This window comes from Antribacter gilvus (genome assembly GCF_003946865.1).
Taxonomy (GTDB): Bacteria; Actinomycetota; Actinomycetes; order Actinomycetales; family Cellulomonadaceae; genus Antribacter; species Antribacter gilvus.
The window spans coordinates 38,000-55,124 of record NZ_QXTH01000001.1; the positions used below are offsets into that span (position 1 = coordinate 38,000).

14 protein-coding genes are annotated in these 17,125 nt (G+C 74.3%); 7 read left to right on the top strand and 7 right to left on the bottom strand.

The window, feature by feature from the left end; genetic code table 11:
* Positions 1-97: 97 nt before the first annotated feature.
* Positions 98-1,900, bottom strand: a complete 1,803-nt coding sequence (locus D1350_RS00160; RefSeq protein WP_125772706.1) for an HNH endonuclease signature motif containing protein — start codon at positions 1,898-1,900, stop codon at positions 98-100.
* Positions 1,901-2,138: 238 nt separating this feature from the next.
* Here D1350_RS00160 and D1350_RS00165 point away from each other — a divergent pair, with 238 nt between their 5' ends.
* The 7 genes from D1350_RS00165 to D1350_RS00195 all read left to right on the top strand — a co-directional run bounded on the left by D1350_RS00165 (position 2,139) and on the right by D1350_RS00195 (position 12,950).
* On the top strand, positions 2,139-4,001 hold the full coding sequence (locus D1350_RS00165; protein WP_125772708.1) for an outer membrane protein assembly factor BamB family protein: 1,863 nt from the start codon (positions 2,139-2,141) through the stop codon (positions 3,999-4,001).
* Between the two features lie 250 nt (positions 4,002-4,251).
* Entirely contained in the window at positions 4,252-6,090 is a 1,839-nt protein-coding gene (locus D1350_RS23500) for an outer membrane protein assembly factor BamB family protein (protein ID WP_164544974.1), read from the top strand.
* On the top strand, positions 6,087-7,643 hold the full coding sequence (locus D1350_RS24685) for an outer membrane protein assembly factor BamB family protein (protein WP_125772710.1): 1,557 nt from the start codon (positions 6,087-6,089) through the stop codon (positions 7,641-7,643). Before D1350_RS23500 ends, D1350_RS24685 begins: the two co-directional genes overlap by 4 nt.
* A gap of 50 nt (positions 7,644-7,693) precedes the next feature.
* On the top strand, positions 7,694-8,476 hold the full coding sequence (locus D1350_RS00180; protein ID WP_125772712.1) for a deoxyribonuclease IV: 783 nt from the start codon (positions 7,694-7,696) through the stop codon (positions 8,474-8,476).
* Positions 8,477-8,534: 58 nt separating this feature from the next.
* A complete protein-coding gene (locus D1350_RS00185) occupies positions 8,535-9,401 on the top strand; it encodes a DNA/RNA non-specific endonuclease (RefSeq protein WP_125772714.1) in 867 nt (288 codons plus the stop codon).
* Between the two features lie 69 nt (positions 9,402-9,470).
* Positions 9,471-12,158 (top strand): phosphoenolpyruvate carboxylase, encoded by a 2,688-nt coding sequence (locus tag D1350_RS00190; RefSeq protein ID WP_240643782.1) that lies wholly within the window; start codon positions 9,471-9,473, stop codon positions 12,156-12,158.
* A gap of 30 nt (positions 12,159-12,188) precedes the next feature.
* A complete protein-coding gene (locus D1350_RS00195) occupies positions 12,189-12,950 on the top strand; it encodes a sirohydrochlorin chelatase (protein ID WP_125772718.1) in 762 nt (253 codons plus the stop codon).
* Here D1350_RS00195 and D1350_RS00200 read toward each other — a convergent pair.
* The 6 genes from D1350_RS00200 to D1350_RS00225 form a co-directional block, all read right to left on the bottom strand.
* Positions 12,937-13,701 carry a VOC family protein gene (locus D1350_RS00200; protein WP_125772720.1) on the bottom strand — a complete coding sequence of 255 codons (765 nt, stop codon included), beginning with the start codon at positions 13,699-13,701 and terminating at the stop codon, positions 12,937-12,939. The two genes, D1350_RS00195 and D1350_RS00200, sit on opposite strands and share 14 nt — an antisense overlap.
* 32 nt (positions 13,702-13,733) lie before the next feature.
* Positions 13,734-14,675 (bottom strand): 5'-3' exonuclease, encoded by a 942-nt coding sequence (locus D1350_RS00205; protein ID WP_240643783.1) that lies wholly within the window; start codon positions 14,673-14,675, stop codon positions 13,734-13,736.
* A gap of 82 nt (positions 14,676-14,757) precedes the next feature.
* Positions 14,758-15,147, bottom strand: coding sequence for a fluoride efflux transporter FluC (locus D1350_RS00210; RefSeq protein WP_125772722.1), 390 nt, complete (start codon positions 15,145-15,147; stop codon positions 14,758-14,760).
* Complete coding sequence (locus tag D1350_RS00215; RefSeq protein WP_125772724.1) at positions 15,144-15,599, bottom strand: fluoride efflux transporter FluC; 456 nt, start codon at positions 15,597-15,599, stop codon at positions 15,144-15,146. Before D1350_RS00215 ends, D1350_RS00210 begins: the two co-directional genes overlap by 4 nt.
* On the bottom strand, positions 15,596-16,066 hold the full coding sequence (locus D1350_RS00220; protein WP_125772726.1) for a universal stress protein: 471 nt from the start codon (positions 16,064-16,066) through the stop codon (positions 15,596-15,598). The genes D1350_RS00215 and D1350_RS00220 overlap by 4 nt, the downstream gene beginning before the upstream one ends.
* 24 nt (positions 16,067-16,090) lie before the next feature.
* Positions 16,091-17,122 (bottom strand): sigma-70 family RNA polymerase sigma factor, encoded by a 1,032-nt coding sequence (locus tag D1350_RS00225; RefSeq protein WP_125772728.1) that lies wholly within the window; start codon positions 17,120-17,122, stop codon positions 16,091-16,093.
* Positions 17,123-17,125 lie beyond the last annotated feature (3 nt).

A 17,125-nucleotide genomic window follows, 5' to 3' on the forward strand; every position in this document is an offset into this window, starting at 1 on the left:
CGTCCCCCGGCCTGCGTGTCCCAGGCCCGCGTGCCCGGGCCTGCGTGTCCGAGGCCCGTGCGTGGAAAGGTCGGGCGGCGCGGTCTGCGGCGGCGCCTCACTGCCGCCTCCACGCTCCCTCGCTGTCGTCTCGCTGCCAGGGTCCGGTGTCGGTGATGGTGTTGCCGTGGGGGTCGGTGAAGGTCCATTCGCTGTTGTGTCGGGTCATGGTGATGTGGGTGGTGTCGACGTGGTTGTGGTGGTGCCAGCAGAGCAGGGCGCTGTTGGTGACGGAGGTTTCTCCTCCGGCGGCCCAGTGGCGTGTCGCGTGGTGGACTTCGCAGCGGGAGGGTGGTTGGTCGCAGCCGGGCCAGGTGCAGTGTTTGTCGCGGGCGATGACGGCGCGGCGGAGCTCGCCGGTGATGGTTCTCTTGGTGCGTCCGACGTCCAGGACCTGGGAGTCGGGTCCGAAGATGACGCGGGTGACCTGGGAGTCGCAGGCGATCTTGGCGAGCAGGGTCGGAGGGATCAGCACCCCGGTCTCGGTGAACACCGCCCCGCCGGAGGTGCCGATCCGGCCGGTCCCGCCGGTCCCGCCTGCCCTGCCGGTCCTGCCGGTTCCGCCGGTCGGTGCCGGGGCCGGTCCGGTCGTGCTCGTGGTCCCGACGCCGCCGAGGCTGCCGATCCCGCCGATCCCGGCGATGCCGGCGATCTGGGTGGGGGTGGCCCCTGCCGTGGTGGCGAGGGCTGTGAGTTCGGTCCAGGAGACGGTGACGGTCAGGTGGGGGCGGACGGCTGCGCCAGAACCGGTGTGGGCGTTGTCCAGGGCGATCCGGGCGAGGTCGGCGAGGGCTTGGGCGCGGCGTTGGGTGGTGGTGCGTCCGGTGCCGGGGGTGGGGGGTCCCATGACGGAGCTTAGGGCGGTGGTCAGGGTCAGGCCGTGCTCGTCGGTGAGGAACCCGGTCAGGTGGTACCCGCCGAACGTCTTGGACACCTCCAGGTGCTCGCGGTCCTTGGTGTGGGTGTAGCCGCGTTCGTCCGCGTCGGGGTCGCTCACGGCGGCGAACCGGGCGACCAGGCGCCGGAACCGGTCGGGGCGGTGGGCGGCGGCCTGGGCAAGGAGGAACACCTCACCCGTGACCGGCCCGCCCCCGGCAACCGCGCCCCCGTCCGCCGCACCACCGTCCCCTGCGCCCTCGTCGCCCGTGCCCTGGTCACCCGGGTCCGGGTCGGGCGCGCTGTCGGGGCCGGGGACGGGTGTGGTCAGGGCGGTCTTGCGGGCCGGGCTGGTCGGGGCGCCGTTGACCAGGATGGTGAGGTGGTCGGGGCCGATGGTCCCGGCCAGGGCCGCAGCCTGGGTGGCGGGCAGGTCCTGGTCCAGGACGCGGGCGACCCTCACCTCACGTCGGGCGGTCGCCGGGCTGATGTTCTGAACCATCGCCAGCCAGGTCGCGAACGACCTGGCGCCGGCTCCGGGGCCGATGCCCCAGCGGCCGTCGGCCTCGATGCGAGGCAGGAACGACAGACGCAACGCATCCAACCGCCCGGTCACCGCCCGCAGGCGGGCACCGGCACCGACAAGCCGGGACACGACCAGCCCGCCCGCGACGTCCAGGACGTCCAGCGCGCCCGGCCCGGCGACGCTGACCAGCTCGCCCGCGACCGCTTCCAGGTCCGCGAGCACGACCTCCAACGACCGCGCCACGGGCACCACCCCACCACGCACGACCGGCACGGACGCGACCGGCACAGGCACGACCGGCATCGACACGACCGGCATCGACGCGACCGGCATCGACGCGACCGGCATCGACGCGACCGGCATCGACGCGACCGGCATCGACGCGACCGGCATCGACGCGACCGGCACGGCGGTCATCGCGGGCACGGAGCGGTCCGCATCAATGGCTCCGACAGTCATCCCCGCACCCCCTCCAAACCCGCGCCATCTGGCCGTTCCTGACCCTCCCGATTCTATCGAACACGCGTTCTTACGGCTTGCTGGTTGAAGAATCTGTGTACAACTTCTTGATTCCACCTGGTGTGGTCGGCCTCGCACCCGCACAACCCCGTCAAGGCGACACCTGACCAACCGTCGCCGCTAGCCTCTCCTCGTGATCTCGCGGCGCAGTGACGACGAATCCCACACCTTCGACCCGGTGCCGGACGACGCTGTGACGCCCCAGGCGCCCCAGGCGGACGAGACCCCAGCTCCCGAGACCCCAGCTCCCGAGACGCACGCCCCCGAGACGCACGCCCCCGAGATGATCACCGGCGTGCCCGGCACGTTCACGGACCCGGACGCACGTACCCAGTCCGGGACCGACATCCCCGGACCGGGCCGACGCGGCGCCGACCTCCGCCGTCGGGCGTCGGCGTCGGTCCACCGGGCGGCGGCACCGTTCCGCCGGGCGGGCATCGGCGCGAGGGACGCCTCAGCGAGGGCCGGACGGTCGGCAGCACGCGCCACCCGCGCGGCCACCGCCGCGGTGCACAGCCGGATCCCGGGCACCCGCAAGGGCCGCGTCCTGCTCGCCGGCGGGGCCGCCGCGGTGGTCGCCGCGGTGGTCGCGGGCGGTGTCGCGGTGGACGCAGCGCTCGACCGGCAGAACCTGGCTGCCGCACCCGGCGGTGTTCTGGCCCTGGACGGCGAGCTCCAGGAGTCCTGGTCCGTGGCCGTCGACGGCGCGCTCGAGATCCGGCTCGTCCGGATGCCGGGGGGTGTGGTGGCCGCCGTCGGCCGGGATGCCGTGCTGGGACTGGACGCCGCGTCCGGCGAGACGCTGTGGACGGTGGAGCGGGCATCCGCCGAGTGCGGCCCACTGCCAGTGGCCCGGGCCGAGCGGGCGGAGGAGGCGGAGCGTCTCGTCTGCGTCGCTCCGGCCGCCACGGAGGACGGCCCGCTGACCGTCACGGTGATCGGCCAGGACGGCGTCGAGGCGACGCGCGAGGTGGAAGCGGCCGCCGTCGTCCGACCCGCGGCCGACGGGGGGCTGTTCGTCGTCCATCGCACGGGCACCCCGCCCGACCCGGTCCAGCCGACCCCCGAGCCGGAAACAGACGCAGAAGGCAACGTGGTGGCGCTCCGCGGCACGGTCGAGGACGGCTGGGACCTGTCCGTGCGGATGGAAGATGCCGCGTCGGGCGAGGTCCGCTGGGAGCGCAGCCTGCCGTTCGAGCCGGCCGACCTGGCCGCCGGCGGGTCGTGCATCGAGTACGACGGCGCGACGGGCGGCCCCACTCTCGCGCTGGACGGCGCGCTCACCGCCTTCTCGTCCCCCACCGTCGTGGCCGTCGCGGGCTGCGGCGCTGCGGGGATCTTCACGCCGGAGGGCGAACCGATCGAGGAGAGCCCGCCGGAGGCATTCGTGCTGGCCGGGGGCAGCTACTACTCCGAGGGAGGCTTGTCCTACACGTCGTTCGCGGGCGCGAGCCTCCCCGGGTCGCGCATCCCCCTCGTGGATGGCGGCTACGTGCGGATCGACGGCACGATCGTCGACGAGGACGGGACAGCCAGCACGCCGGGCGGTGTGGTCCTCGACCCCCTCACCACCGACGGCTCGGCCCCCCGCTTCATGCTGCTCAACCAGCCCAGCCGCCTGGTCGCGGTGGACGACGACGGGGACGGGCGCTGGTCCAGCGAGCTTCCCACGAACCACCTGGTCGCACGGACCGCGAACCTCGCGGTGCTCCTCGACCTCCGCGGACGGCTCGTCGGCGTGGACCTGCGATCGGGCGAGGAGCTCTGGGCGACCGAGCCGGAGCTCCTCGCCGTGGGCGGGTGGACCGCGGTCGAGCAGGTGGTGACGGAGGCGTTCACGGACGGCAGCACCGTCCTCCTCGCGACACCGCCAAGGCCCGGCGAGCCCGGGCTGCGCCTGCTCGCCGTCGACCTGGACTCGGGCGACGTCACCTGGGAGCTGAAGCAGGAGACGCCGTACACGCAGCTGCTTGCCGTGGACGGCAACCTCGTGCAGGTCACGCAGCAGGGCGTCGTCGGGCTGGCGCCGCCGGCCCGCTGACCCTGCGGCTCCGCTCCGGGCATGGCTCGCCCGCGCCCCGATGACGACGTCCACCCCGCACGTCTTCACCGACGGACGCACCCTGATGCTCGGCACCCGGCACCCGGCACCCGGCACCCGGCACCCGGCACCCGGCACCCGGTGCGCGGGGCGCGCCGCTGGACCAACGCGAGATCGAGCTCATCGGCTTCCGCTGAGCCGCCTCGCGGCGTCGCTGTCCTCCAGGGGTCCCCGTGGTTAGGCTCCCCGCATGGGCCGCAAGCGGAGCGACGACGCCGCGTACACGTTCGAGCTCGTCGACGACGACGCGGACCCTGTCGTGACGCCGCAGGCAGTCCCCACCGGTGACGCTTCGCAGAGCCCTGTGCCCGACGCCGGCGGCTCCCCCGGGAGCACCACGGCGGCCTCCGCTCCGGCCGAGCCCGCGGGGGGCGTGCTGACCTTCGACCTGGTCGTGGACGCTGACGGCGAGGGAGAGGTCGTCGCGGGCGGATCAGGCACGTCGGGCCCCGAGGACAGGGCCGGTGTGCGGGAGACGCCCCTCGCCGCGCTCACGGAGCCCGTCCGGCTCGCAGCCCGCGACCTCGGGTCCTGGGTCGGACGCCACCGCCGGATCGTCGTGCCGGCCGCTGTGGCGGTCGTCGTGGTCGCGCTCGTGGGCGGGGGCATCGCCACGGTCCAGGAGCGGCAGCGCTTCGAGCAGCTGGCGTCGGCGCCCGGTGGGGTCGGTTCCCTGCTCGAGGCCCCCGAGCAGGTCTGGGAGCTGGAGGAGTCCTCGCTCGCGGTCGCGGTGCTCGACGGCGCGCTGGTGCTGCAGGACCACGACGAGCTCGTCGCCGTGGAGCCGGGCACGGGCGAGGTGCGCTGGCGGACGGAGCTGGCGTACGCGGAGTGCGGCGAGACAGGCTATGGGCCGTACGGGCAGCAGCTCCCCGCGTACGCCGAGCTCATGTGCCTGGCCGGCCAGGGGCCCGAGCGTGACCTCGTGGTTGTGGGGTCCGACGGCGAGGTGACCTCGCGGGCGTCCGTCGGCGGTGTGGCCGACGGGGCCGACGATGATCCCGGGTCCGGCCGCGAGCCCAGGCTGTGGCAGGGCCACGGTGTGGTCCGGGCAGCGCGGGTCGGGCCGGCGCTCGAGCGCGAGCCCGTCGAGCTCGACTGCGACGAGACCGGGGGGGCGTGCACCGCGCCCCCGGGGGTCGTGCTCGAGGGCCGGGACCTTGCGGTCAGCCTGGTCGACGCGACCGGCGAGACGGCCTGGGAGACCGTCATTCCGTTCGAGCTCGACGACGACCCGGGAACGGTGGACACGAACTGCATCGGGTACGCGTCTGTGGAGGAGTTCGCCCCGGACGAGTTCTGGGTCTCCGTGAGCGGGGAGGCGGTACAGGTCGACGGGTGCGGCGCCCAGGGGCTGATCACGGCAGACGGCGAGCTGCAGCGTGGCGACATGTACTCGATGCCACAGCTCGTGTCTCTGCCAGGCGGAGAGCTGGTCGACGTCATGGTGCGCCCGACGGACGACCCCGACGCGATGTCCGTCACCAGCATCGTCAGGTCGCCCGACGGGACCACGCTTGCGGAGGTCGACGGCTTCCCCCTCGTCCCGACCGCGTCCGACGGTCTCCCGGGGGTGACGCTCGTCGGCGGCGACACGGGGGTCCGGGCGCTCGGGTCGGACTGGGCCGAGCTGTGGTCCTCGCCCGTCCAGACGTGGCAGCTGCTGGCCCAGGCGGGCGGCGTGGCGGTGGTCCACGGGCAGCAGGAAGCCCTGACCGCGCTGGACCTCGACACGGGCGAGGACGCGTGGCGCTGGACCGCGCCGGCAGAGGTGGAGCTGCCGGACGGCACGACCCGCTACCTCGGTGAACCGTATGCAGTGACGGCGTTCACCGACGGGCGGGTCCTGATGGTCGTCTACAGCCTGGTCGAGGGCGGGGCGGGCGGGCCGGGCCTGGTGGCCTACGGCCTGGACCTCCGTAGCGGTGATGTCGTCTGGACCGAGACCTACCCGGGGCTGAGGGAGCTCCGCGCCGTCGGGGGCCGGCTCGTCGGGACCGACGTCTTCGGACTTGCCGGGCTGGGATGACCTCGACCCCTGGCGACGAGCCGCTCCGGATCGAGCTCGACGTCGATCCGGACGACGCGGGCGAGCCAGGAGATCCTGGCGACGCGGTGCACCCGGGCGCACCGCCGGCGTCGGGCACCGGGGACGGGCCCGGGCCGTGGCGCGCCCGCCTGTCCCGCCGGCGGGTGGCCATGGCGGGCGGCGGGCTCGTCCTCGCGGCGGCCGCGGCGCTGGGCTCCGAGGCCCTGCGTGACCAGGCCCAGGAGGCGCAGCTCCGCACCGCCCCGGGCGGCGTCCTGAGCCTCGCCGAGCCGCTCGCCGAGACGTGGTCGCGCGGCCTCGCCTTCGGCGAGGCCGTGCGCCTGCCGGAGGCGCTGGCGGTGGTCGACGACGGCGACCTGCTCGCGCTCGACCCCGTGACGGGGGAGCCGGTCTGGTCGGTGCCTGTGGGCGACGGCTCGTGGTGCGGGCCCTCCGGATACCAGCAGGGCGCTGTCGTCGAGGTGCTCGTCTGCCTCACGCCCGAGCCGGGCGCCGAGGACGGGTGGTACGACGGCAGTGCCGGCTCGGGCGTGCTCTCGGCCGTCACGTCGGGCGGCGAGCTGCTCGGGACGTCGGCGGTGGCCGCGGGCGAGCGCGTCGCGGTAGGCCCCGAGGGGACCGTCGTGCGGCTCGCCCGGGTGGGCCCGTCGCCCGAGGGGCCGGGCTGCGCCGAGGACGGCTGCGTGGAGGGCGGCCTGGTGGTCCGCGGCCGCGACCTGCAGATACGCGTCGAGGACGTGGGGACCGGCGAGCCGCGCTGGACGGAGGTGGTCCCCTTCGACCCGGGCGAGACCGAGGTCAGCTCCTGCCTGGAGCTCACCGAGACCGGGATGGTTCCCGACCCGGGGGCGGTCACAGCCTGGGCCGAGGGGCCGGCGCTCACGGTGGTGGGATGCGGCGTCCGCGTCGGGTTCACCGCCGCCGGCGAGCGGCTCGACACCGACCAGTGGCGTGGGGTGGAGCCGCTGGGCGACGGGTATCTCGTCCGGGGTGTGCTGCGCGACGTCGTCGTCGGGCGGGACGGGTCACGACGGGAGCTGCCGGGCCGCCTCATGGTGCCGCTGGCGACCGACGGCACTGTGCCGGACGTCCTCTTCGTGGACCTCGGGAGCGAGGTCCGGGCCGAGGACGACGCGGGCCGCGAGCTCTGGACCGCGCAGATGATCTCGGACCGGGTGCTGGTGCTCGCCGGCGGCGTCGCGCTCATGGACGACGGCGCCGGGAACGTCACGGCGCTCGACGTCGGCACCGGCGAGGACCTGTGGGCCAGCACCCGGCTCGAGGCGGTGGCCGGCCTCGACCTCACGGCCTGGGCGCCGACCATCGAGCAGGCGTTCACCGACGGGCGGCGCGCTCTCGTCACGATGCGGGGGGTGCCGTCCGAGTCTGGGGTCCTGGTCTTCTCGGTGGTCGTGGACCTGCGGACCGGCGAGGTGGTCTGGAAGGACTCCCGCGTCGGGTGGGAGACGCTCGTGGCAGTGGACGGGCATCTTGTCGTGATGAGCGAGGGAGGGATCGCCGGGCTGGGGTGATGTGGGCGAAACGCAGGGCCGGTGTCGGTGGCCCGGCCTAGGGTGGTCGCATGAAGATCGGCGCGCACGTGGACCAGCAGGACGCGATCGCCCAGGCGAAGGCCATCGGGGCGGAGCAGGTGCAGGTGTTCCTGGGCGACCCCCAGGGCTGGAAGGGTCCGGAGTTCACCTACCCGGGCGGGGCGGAGGCGCTCCGGGCCGACGCCGCGGCGGCCGGCCTCGACCTCTACGTGCACGCGCCCTACCTGATCAACGTGGCGTCCACGAACAACCGCATCCGCATCCCGAGCCGCAAGCTCCTGCAGCAGATCGTGGCGGGCGCGGCGCTGATCGGCGCCAAGGGCGTGGTGGTGCACGGCGGGCACGTGACCGCCACGGACGACCCCGCGGTGGGCTTCGACAACTGGCGCAAGGCGATCGACGCGCTCGAGACCGACGTCCCGGTGCTCATCGAGAACACCGCGGGCGGCGAGTTCTCGATGGCCCGCAGGCTGGAGCGGATCGAGCAGCTGTGGGCTGCGGTGTCGTCGGCGAACGGGTCCGAGAACGTGGGCTTCTGCCTCGACACGTGCCACGCGTGGGCGGGCGGGATCGACCTCGCCACCGCGGTGGAGCAGGTCCGCGCGATCACCGGCCGCATCGACCTGGTCCATGCGAACGACTCGCGGGACACGGCGGGCTCGGGCGCGGACCGGCACGCCCACTTCGGCGAGGGGCAGATCCCCGCCGAGCTGCTGGCCGGGGTGATCACCGCCGCCGGTGCGCCCGTCATCTGCGAGACCCACGGCGACATGGGTCCCGACATCGCCTGGCTGCGCGAGCGGGTCGCCTGAGACGAGAATTCACGCCGCAGCCATACCCACAACGCCTGAACCTGGTTGGCTGGGCGCCGTGACCGGCTACGACCCCGCGTTCCTGGGGACCACCGTCCCGCTTCCCGCCCCCGAGCAGGCCGTCCGCCGGCTCGACTACACGCACTTCACGGTCCTCCTCGACCCGGCTCGCCGGCTCGCGGCCGTGACCTCCTGCGCCGTCGACGGCGCCAGCCTGCGCGCGCTGCCGCGCTCCGGCACCTGGCACCTCGACCAGCGGGTCCCCGTCCACGAGCAGGCCGGCCCGGAGCTGTACCGCAGCAACCCGCTCGACCGCGGCCACCTGGTCCGCCGTCTCGACCCCGTCTGGGGCGACCCCGAGACGGCGCGCCGCGCCAACGGCGACACCTTCGCCTACACGAACGCTGCCCCCCAGGTGGCGCGCTTCAACCAGTCGAAGGAGCTGTGGAACGGGCTCGAGGACCACGTCCTCGAGTACGCCGGCGCCTACGACCACCGCATCGTGGTCCACACCGGTCCGGTCCTCGCCGACGACGACCCGGTCTACCGCGGCGTGGGCATCCCCCGGCTCTTCTGGAAGGTGGTGGCCTGGGCGCCGGGTCCCGAGGGCCTCGCAGCAACCGCCTTCGTGCTGGACCAGACGCCTCAGCTCGACGAGGCGGAGCTCGAGATGGTCACGGCCCAGGCGCTCGCCGCCGACAGGATCCCGCCGCTCGGCCCGTACCGCACGTACCAGGTCCCGGTGGCCGACGTCCCGGCGCTCACCCGTCTGGACCTCGGCCCCCTGCGCGAGGCGGACGTGCTCTCCCGGGGCGAGCTGCCGCCGTCGGGCAGCGAGCGGGCACCCGAGGTGACGATCCAGCGCCTGCCGCGGGCCCGTCGCTGGGCCCACCTGCGGACAAGAGAGCAGATCAGGCTGGGGTGAGGAGATGTGCTGCCCATCACCCGGACGCCATGAGATCTTCAACGCCAGATCGGCATAAGGTCTAGTGCTGTGAGCGACACCGAACTCCAGACCGCCCGTGGCGTGGCTCGGCACGAGGTGCCGGACCTGCTGCGTGACGACGTACGCCTGCTCGGCGGGCTGCTCGGGACGATCCTGCGCGAGGCCGGCGGACAGGACCTGCTCGACGACGTCGAGCGCCTGCGCGAGATGACCATCCGCGCGTACGGCGACGGGGACGACGCGGCCCTCGACGAGGCCGCGACGCTCGTCGACGGCTTCGCGCTCGACCGTGCCGAGCAGGTGGCGCGCGCGTTCACGTGCTACTTCCACCTGGCGAACCTGGCGGAGGAGTACCACCGCGTACGCGTCCTGCGGGCCCGCGAGGCGGAGACCAGGACCGGCCCGGCCGTCCTCGAGGACACCCTTCCCGAGGCGTTCGCGCAGCTCACGGAGGAGGTGGGCCGCGAGGAGGCGCTGCGGCGCCTGGGCGAGCTCGAGTTCCGCCCGGTGCTCACGGCGCACCCCACCGAGGCCCGCCGTCGTGCCGTGAGCGGTGCGATCCGCCGGATCCATCACCTGCTCGCCGAGCGTGACCTGCGCAGCCCGGGTGGGGTGTCGCTCGTCGAGAACGAGCGCCTGCTGCTCGCGGAGATCGACACCATGTGGCGCACGTCGCCCATCCGGGTCTCCAAGCCCACGGTGATCGACGAGGTCAAGACCGTGATGGGGGTCTTCGAGGCCACCCTGTTCGACGTCTTCCCCGACGTGTACCGCCGCCTCGACGACTGGCTGCTCGCGGAGGACGCGGGTCGCACCGCGCCGGTGGCCCGCCCGTTCGTGCGGCTCGGGTCGTGGATCGGTGGCGACCGGGACGGCAACCCGAACGTCACCGCCGAGGTCACCCGCCAGGCCGCGACGCTCGCGTCGGAGCACGCGCTGACGGCGCTCGAGGGCGTGGCCCGCGAGGTGGGCCGCAAGCTGACGCTGGACCAGGACGGCACGCCCGGCTCGGCCGGGCTGACCGCGCTCTGGCAGCGGCTGCGGCAGCTGTCGGAGGAGGTGACGCAGCGGGCGTCCGCCGCGTCGCCGCGCGAGCCTCACCGTGCGGTGCTGCTCGCGATCGCCGAGCGGATCGCCGCCACCCGGACGCGGGACGCCGACCTCGCGTACGCCTCCGCCGAGGAGCTCCAGGCCGACCTGCGCGTGGTCCAGGAGTCGCTCGTCGAGGCCGGTGCACCGCGCGCCGCCTACGGTGACCTGCAGCGTCTCGTCTGGCAGGTGGAGACCTTCGGGTTCCACCTGGCCGAGCTCGAGGTGCGGCAGCACTCGCAGGTCCACGCCGCGGCGCTCGAGGAGATCGCGGAGAAGGGCCCGCACGGGGACCTCTCCGAGCGCACCGCCGAGGTCCTCGACACGTTCCGCGCGCTCGGCGCCGTGCAGCGGCGGTTCGGCGAGCGCGCCGCCCGCCGGTACATCGTGTCGTTCACGCAGGCGCCCGAGCACCTCGCGGCTGTCTACCAGCTGGCCGAGGCAGCGTTCGAGGACGCGGCCGCCGCGCCCGTGCTCGACGCGATCCCGCTGTTCGAGACGTTCGCCGACCTCGAGAACAGCGTCGACATCCTCGAGGCGATGCTCGAGCTGCCGCAGGTGCAGGCACGGCTCGCAGCCAACGGCCGGCGCGTCGAGGTCATGCTCGGCTACTCGGACTCGTCCAAGGACGTCGGCCCGGTCTCCGCCACGCTCGCGCTGCACGACGCGCAGTCGCGGATCGCGGACTGGGCCCGCCGCCACGACATCACGCTCACGCTGTTCCACGGCCGCGGCGGCGCGCTCGGCCGCGGGGGCGGCCCCGCGAACCGCGCGGTGCTGGCCCAGCCGCCGCACTCGGTGGACGGCCGGTTCAAGCTCACCGAGCAGGGCGAGGTCATCCTGGCCCGCTACGGCGACCCCACCATCGCCGCGCGCCACATCGAGCAGGTCGCGGCCGCGACGCTCCTCGCGTCGGCGCCGTCCACGGAGAAGCGCAACGCGGAGACCGCCGCGAAGTGGGCCGGTCTGGCGACGGCGCTCGACGCGTCGTCCCGCGCCCGGTTCCACGAGCTGGTGCGTGCCGAGGGCTTCCCGCAGTGGTTCGCCCAGGTGACGCCGCTCGAGGAGGTGGGCCTGCTGCCCATCGGCTCGCGCCCGGCCCGTCGCGGCCTGTCCGTCTCGTCGCTCGACGACCTCCGCGCCATCCCCTGGGTCTTCTCCTGGTCGCAGGCGCGCATCAACCTCGCCGGCTGGTACGGCCTGGGCACGGCCCTGCGCGACTTCGGCGACCTCGCCCAGCTGCAGGCAGCCCGCGCCGAGTGGCCGCTGTTCGCGACGCTGCTCGACAACGTCGAGATGTCGCTCGCCAAGACCGACGAGCGCATCGCCGGCAAGTACCTGGCCCTCGGCTCGCGCGACGACCTGGCGCAGATGGTGCTCGACGAGCTGCGCCTCACCCGCGAGATGGTGCTCAAGATCTCCGGCAACGCCTGGCCCCTCGCGGGTCGACGGGTGCTGGGCCGCGCCGTACAGCTCCGGTCGCCGTACGTCGACGCGCTGTCGTTGCTGCAGGTGCGGGCGCTGCGCGGGCTGCGCACCGGGGTGGACGGCTCTGTCACCGTGGACGGCGACTACGCCGGCCGGCTGCAGCACCTGCTGCTGCTGACGGTGAACGGCGTGTCGGCAGGCCTGCAGAACACCGGCTGACCTGTGGCGAGCGGACCCGAAAGGACTCACGTGGAACCAGTACTTGTCGGCACCTCTCACGGCACCGACGACCCGGCGGGGCAGCACGCGGTGCGCGCCCTGCTCGACGGCGTGCGCGCCGCCCGCCCGGGCCTCGACGTGCGCGAGGCGTTCGTGGACGTCCAGCAGCCCGAGGTGGCGGACGTGCTGACCCAGGCCGTGGCGGACGCGGGCTCGGCGGTCGTTGTGCCGCTCCTGCTCTCGACCGGGTACCACGTACGGGTCGACATCGCGGAGGCGGTGGCCGGGGTGAACGCGGCGTCGTCGGCCGGGGCGCCAGGGGCGGCTGGGGCCGCTGCCGCGGCTGCCCTGCCGCTCGGGCCGGACCCGCGGCTCGTCGACATCCTCGCCGACCGCCTCGCGGACGTGGCGCCCCGCCCCGACGACGTCCTGGTCCTCGCCGCCGCGGGCTCGTCCGTGGCCGCCGCGGCCGACGCGGTCGAGGAGGTCGCGCGCGGCCTCGCGGAGCGGGTCGGCCGCCCGGTGGTCGCCTCGTACGGCGCGGGCGCCACCCCCCGGGTGCCCGACGCCGTCTCGGCGGCCCGGGCGTCGAGCGGTCCCGGGGCACGGGTCGTCGTCGTGTCGTACCTGCTGGCCCCCGGCTACTTCCTCGACCGGGTGCTCGAGGCCGGGGCCGACGTGGTGAGCGAGCCCGTCGCCGGCTCGCCGTACGCCGAGAAGGCGGACCCGCGGCTGGTCGAGCTGGTGCTGGACCGCTACGACGCGGCGGCGACCGCGCTCAGACGCCGATGATCTTGAACTGGGTACCCAGCGGGTCTGCCACGGTGGCCAGCCGGCCGAACGGTGTGTCCGCAGGCGGCTCCACCACCTGGCCCCCGAGCTCCTCGACGCGCTTCGCGGCGGCATCGGGGTCGTCCGCGCCGAGGTAGACCACCCAGAAGGAGGGCACGCCGTCAGGCAGGAAGCCGGACGCGTCCATGATCCCGGCCCTGGCCGACTCGCCCTCGCCCAGCGTGGAGTACCGGAACTCCGCCGTGTTGCTCATGGTGTGCACGTCCCACAGCGCGGCCGACGCGTAGAAGTCGAGGGCGGCGGGGTAGTCCGTGGCCATGAGCTCGTACCAGGCGGGCGCACCGTGCTCGACGACGAGCTCGCTGCCGTGGTGGGTGCCGGGCTGCCAGAGCCCGACCTGCGCGCCGCCTGGGTCGGTCAGCCAGGCGTAGCGGCCCAGGTCGGCCACGTCGGTGGGTTCGACGACGACGGTGGCACCAGCCGACGTGGCGCGCGCGGCGGCCGCGCCGGCGTCGGACGTCTGCAGGTAGACCGACCAGGCCGCGGCCTGGTCAGGGCTCTGCACGGGCGTGGAGCCCGCGATGCGCCGGCCGCCCTTCGTGAAGGTGCCGTAACCACCTGCCTCCGGCTCGGAGCCTTCGTGCTCCCAGCCGAACAGCGCTGTGTAGAACGGGACGGCCACGTCGACGTCCGTGGTGCAGAGCTCGATCCAGACGGGCGCGCCCTCGGGGAGCTGCGGGGTTGTGGGCATAGGGGTGTTCCTCCTGGGTCGGGACGGGGGGCTCAGCCGGCCGCGCGCGTCGCGAGAGCCGCGACGACGCGGTCGACGCTGGACCGCAGGCCCCAGCGCTCTGCGAGATCGTCGAGGGCCGCGAGGTCGCGCGGGGCGGCAGGCAGCGCGTCGTCGAGCTCGCCGACCGGGGCGTCCCGGGCCACGCGGACCACCTCCGGCGCGACGCGCAGGTAGCCGTCGGCGTCCTCCAGCCGACGGCGCAGGGTGGCGGTGAGGCCCGGGTCCCCCGAGTCGCGGGCGGCGAGGATGCCGACCAGGTCCCCGTACTGCGCGAGCAGCTTGGCCGCGGTCTTCTCGCCGACCCCCGGCACCCCGGGCAGACCGTCGCTGGGGTCGCCGCGCAGCAGCGCCAGGTCGGCGTACGCGGCGCCGGAGCGGATGCCGTACTTCGCCTGGAGGAAGGCGAGGTCCACCACGTCGGGGTCGCGGACGCCCCGCGCGGGGTAGAGGACGCGCACGCCGGCCTCGTCGTCGACCAGCTGGAAGAGGTCGCGGTCCCCTGTCACGATGTCCACGTCGCCCGCCGCGGCGACCTCGTGGGCGGTGAGCGTGCCGATCACGTCGTCCGCCTCGTAGCCGGGCACGCCGACGCGGGCGAGGCCGATCGCCTCCAGGACGTCGACGATGACCGGGATCTGCGCCGTGAGCGCGTCGGGCACCTCCTCGACGTCCGGGCTGGTGCCGTCGCCAGGGACGGCGACGCGGTGGGCCTTGTACGAGGGGATCGCGGCGACGCGGAACGCCGGCCGCCAGTCGTCGTCCCAGCACGCGACCATGCGCTCGGGCCGGTGCTCGGTGACGAGCCACGCGATGGTGTCCAGGAGGCCGCGAACGGCGTTGACAGGATGACCGTCCGGGGAACGTAGCGAGTCAGGCACGCCGTAGTAGGCACGGAAGTAGAGGCTGGCGGTGTCGAGGAGCATCAGGCTCATGCCGGTCAGCCTGCCACCCGCCGCTGACACGGGCATCCGGCACCCCGGCGACCCGGGCCCGGCGACCCCCGGCGAGGCGACCTCAGAACAGCGTGCCGACCGCGATCCCCACGCCGACCGCCAGGACGGTCACCAGGAGCGTGCCGAGCACGGACGCGACAGCGAGCCGCAGCCGGCCGGACTGCGCCAGGCGCACGGCTTCCACAGTGGCTGTGGAGAACGTGGTGAACCCGCCGCACAGGCCGGTGGCGACGGCTGCCCGCCACGGCTCCACCACACCGTCCGCGAGGCCTGGCCCGAGGAGGACTCCCGTCACCACTCCGATGACGAGCGAACCCACCACGTTCACCGTGAACGTGCCCCACGGGAAGCCCGCCCGCGCCCGCGAACGAACCTCCCCGTCGAGCACGAAGCGGGCGGCGGCGCCGAGACCGCCCCCTGCCGCGACGAGGGCCAGGAGCAGCGCGCTCATCGCTGCCCACCCCGAGCCCCGGCCGCGACGCCGGCCACGCACGCCGCGGTTCCCACGAGGATCGTCGCGGCGACGTAGCCGAGCGCTCCGGCGCCGCGTCCGGCGTCGAGCAGGGTCCAGGTCTCGAGGGCGAAGGCCGAGTAGGTCGTGAATCCGCCGAGGAGCCCCGTGCCGAACGTGAGGCGGAGTGCGCGCCCTCGCGGTGTCTCCGCGCCCGCTCGGCCCAGGCGTTCCAGGAGCCAGCCGAGCGCGAACGCGCCCACGACATTGACGACCAGGGTCGCGAAGGGCCAGCCGACGGCGGGCCAGCCCGCTCCCAGCCAGCCCGCAGGCAGAGCGAGCGCCACGGCGTACCGGAGGACGGAGCCGACGGCGCCCCCCGCCGCGACGAGGCCGATCAACGCGGGCTCGCGGTGCGGCGGGCGCCGGCCGGCGGACGTGCGCTGCCTCACGAGAGGTCGGGGGACGGCGCGCCGGGGGGCAGCACCACGACCGGCCGACGCTGGTCGTGCACGAGCCGGCCCGCGACGGTGCCGCTGACCAGGTGCGACGTCCAGCTGCGGAGCCCTCCCCGCCGGGAGCCGACCACGATCATGACGGCGCCCACCTCGTCGGCGACGCGCGCGAGCTCGCGAGCGGGGTCGCCGGCCGCGCGCACGCAGCTCCACGGCAGCCCCACGTCGGTCATGGACCGGCCGACGCCGTCGAGCGGGTCGGCCCCGTACGCGCCACCGGTCACGGCGATGTCCGGGTCCACCGACACGGTGAACCCGCCGGAGCTCGTGACCGCCGACTCGTCGACCCACACGCACACGAGCTCGACGAGGCTGCCGCCAAGGGACTGGACGAGCCCCGCCGCTCGCCGGGGGAGCTCCGGCTGCTTGTGGTCAACGCCGACCACCACGGATCGCACACTCACCCCCCGAGGGTACGGCCGTGACGCTCAGTCGAGGTGCTCCGGCAGGCCGAACCGCGCGAACCACGTCGCGGTGTCGAGAAACGAGGTGATCCCGGTGACCTTCTCCCCGTCATCGTCCAGCACGACGAGCGCCCACGGCCTGTGGCCGCCCTCGGGGTCCGGGCGGTACTGGCCGAACGCGAGCGACCCGTTCGCCCTCACCGGCAGGAGGCGCGAGCCCCTGCACTTGGCCCCCGGGCCGAGCATCCAGCCGGTGATCGCCTCGGGACCCTGCACCCACATCGTGTACGGGGGCATGTTGAGCACGGCGTCCTGGCGCAGCAGGCCCACGAGCGCGTCCATGTCGTAGCGCTCGAACGCCTCGACGTACCGCTCGAGGAGCGCGTTGTCCTCCTCGGCGTCCGGTCCGGACACGCGCTCCGCGCGCGCCTCGGTGCGGCTCAGGTCCCGGTCGGCGAGCGTGGCGCGGGCCCGCTGGAGGGCGCTGTTCACGGAGGCGACCGACGTGTCGAGCAGCGTGGCGACCTCCGTGGCCGGCCAGCGCAGGACCTCGCGGAGGATGAGCACGGCCCGCTGGCGTGACGGCAGGTGCTGCAACGCCGCCACGAAAGCCAGTCGCACCGACTCGCGGGCCACCGCGGTGTCCGCGGGGTCGCCAGGCCCGGGCAGCACGTGGTTGTCCGGGACGGGCTCCACCCAGGACTCCTCGGGCAGCACGTCGCCGAAGTTCTCCAGTGCCGGGGCCGACGACGGCCCCAGGCCCATCGGACGTTCGCGCTTGGACCGGCTGGACCCCAGCTGGTCGAAGCACACGTTGGTGGCGATGCGGTACAGCCACGTGCGGAGCGACGACCGGCCCTCGAACCGGTCGTACGACTTCCACGCGCGCAGCATGGTCTCCTGCACGGCGTCGTCAGCCTCGAACGTGCCGCCGAGCAACCGGTAGCAGTACCCGGTCAGCTCACGACGGTAGGCCTCGAGGGCCGACGTCAGCGCGCCGTCCCGGAGGCCGGTGGACACCGTACTTTCGGTCGGGGTGCTTGCAGTCTGTGCCATGTA

Bases quoted from the DNA above. Each gene is read 5' to 3' on its own strand.
- D1350_RS00160 (WP_125772706.1), bottom strand. From the start codon at position 1,900: ATGACTGTCGGAGCCATTGATGCGGACCGCTCCGTGCCCGCGATGACC.
- D1350_RS23500 (WP_164544974.1), top strand. From the start codon at position 4,252: ATGGGCCGCAAGCGGAGCGACGACGCCGCGTACACGTTCGAGCTCGTC.
- D1350_RS24685 (WP_125772710.1), top strand. From the start codon at position 6,087: ATGACCTCGACCCCTGGCGACGAGCCGCTCCGGATCGAGCTCGACGTC.
- D1350_RS00180 (WP_125772712.1), top strand. From the start codon at position 7,694: ATGAAGATCGGCGCGCACGTGGACCAGCAGGACGCGATCGCCCAGGCG.
- D1350_RS00200 (WP_125772720.1), bottom strand. From the start codon at position 13,701: ATGCCCACAACCCCGCAGCTCCCCGAGGGCGCGCCCGTCTGGATCGAG.
- D1350_RS00205 (WP_240643783.1), bottom strand. From the start codon at position 14,675: ATGAGCCTGATGCTCCTCGACACCGCCAGCCTCTACTTCCGTGCCTAC.
- D1350_RS00210 (WP_125772722.1), bottom strand. From the start codon at position 15,147: ATGAGCGCGCTGCTCCTGGCCCTCGTCGCGGCAGGGGGCGGTCTCGGC.
- D1350_RS00225 (WP_125772728.1), bottom strand. From the start codon at position 17,122: ATGGCACAGACTGCAAGCACCCCGACCGAAAGTACGGTGTCCACCGGC.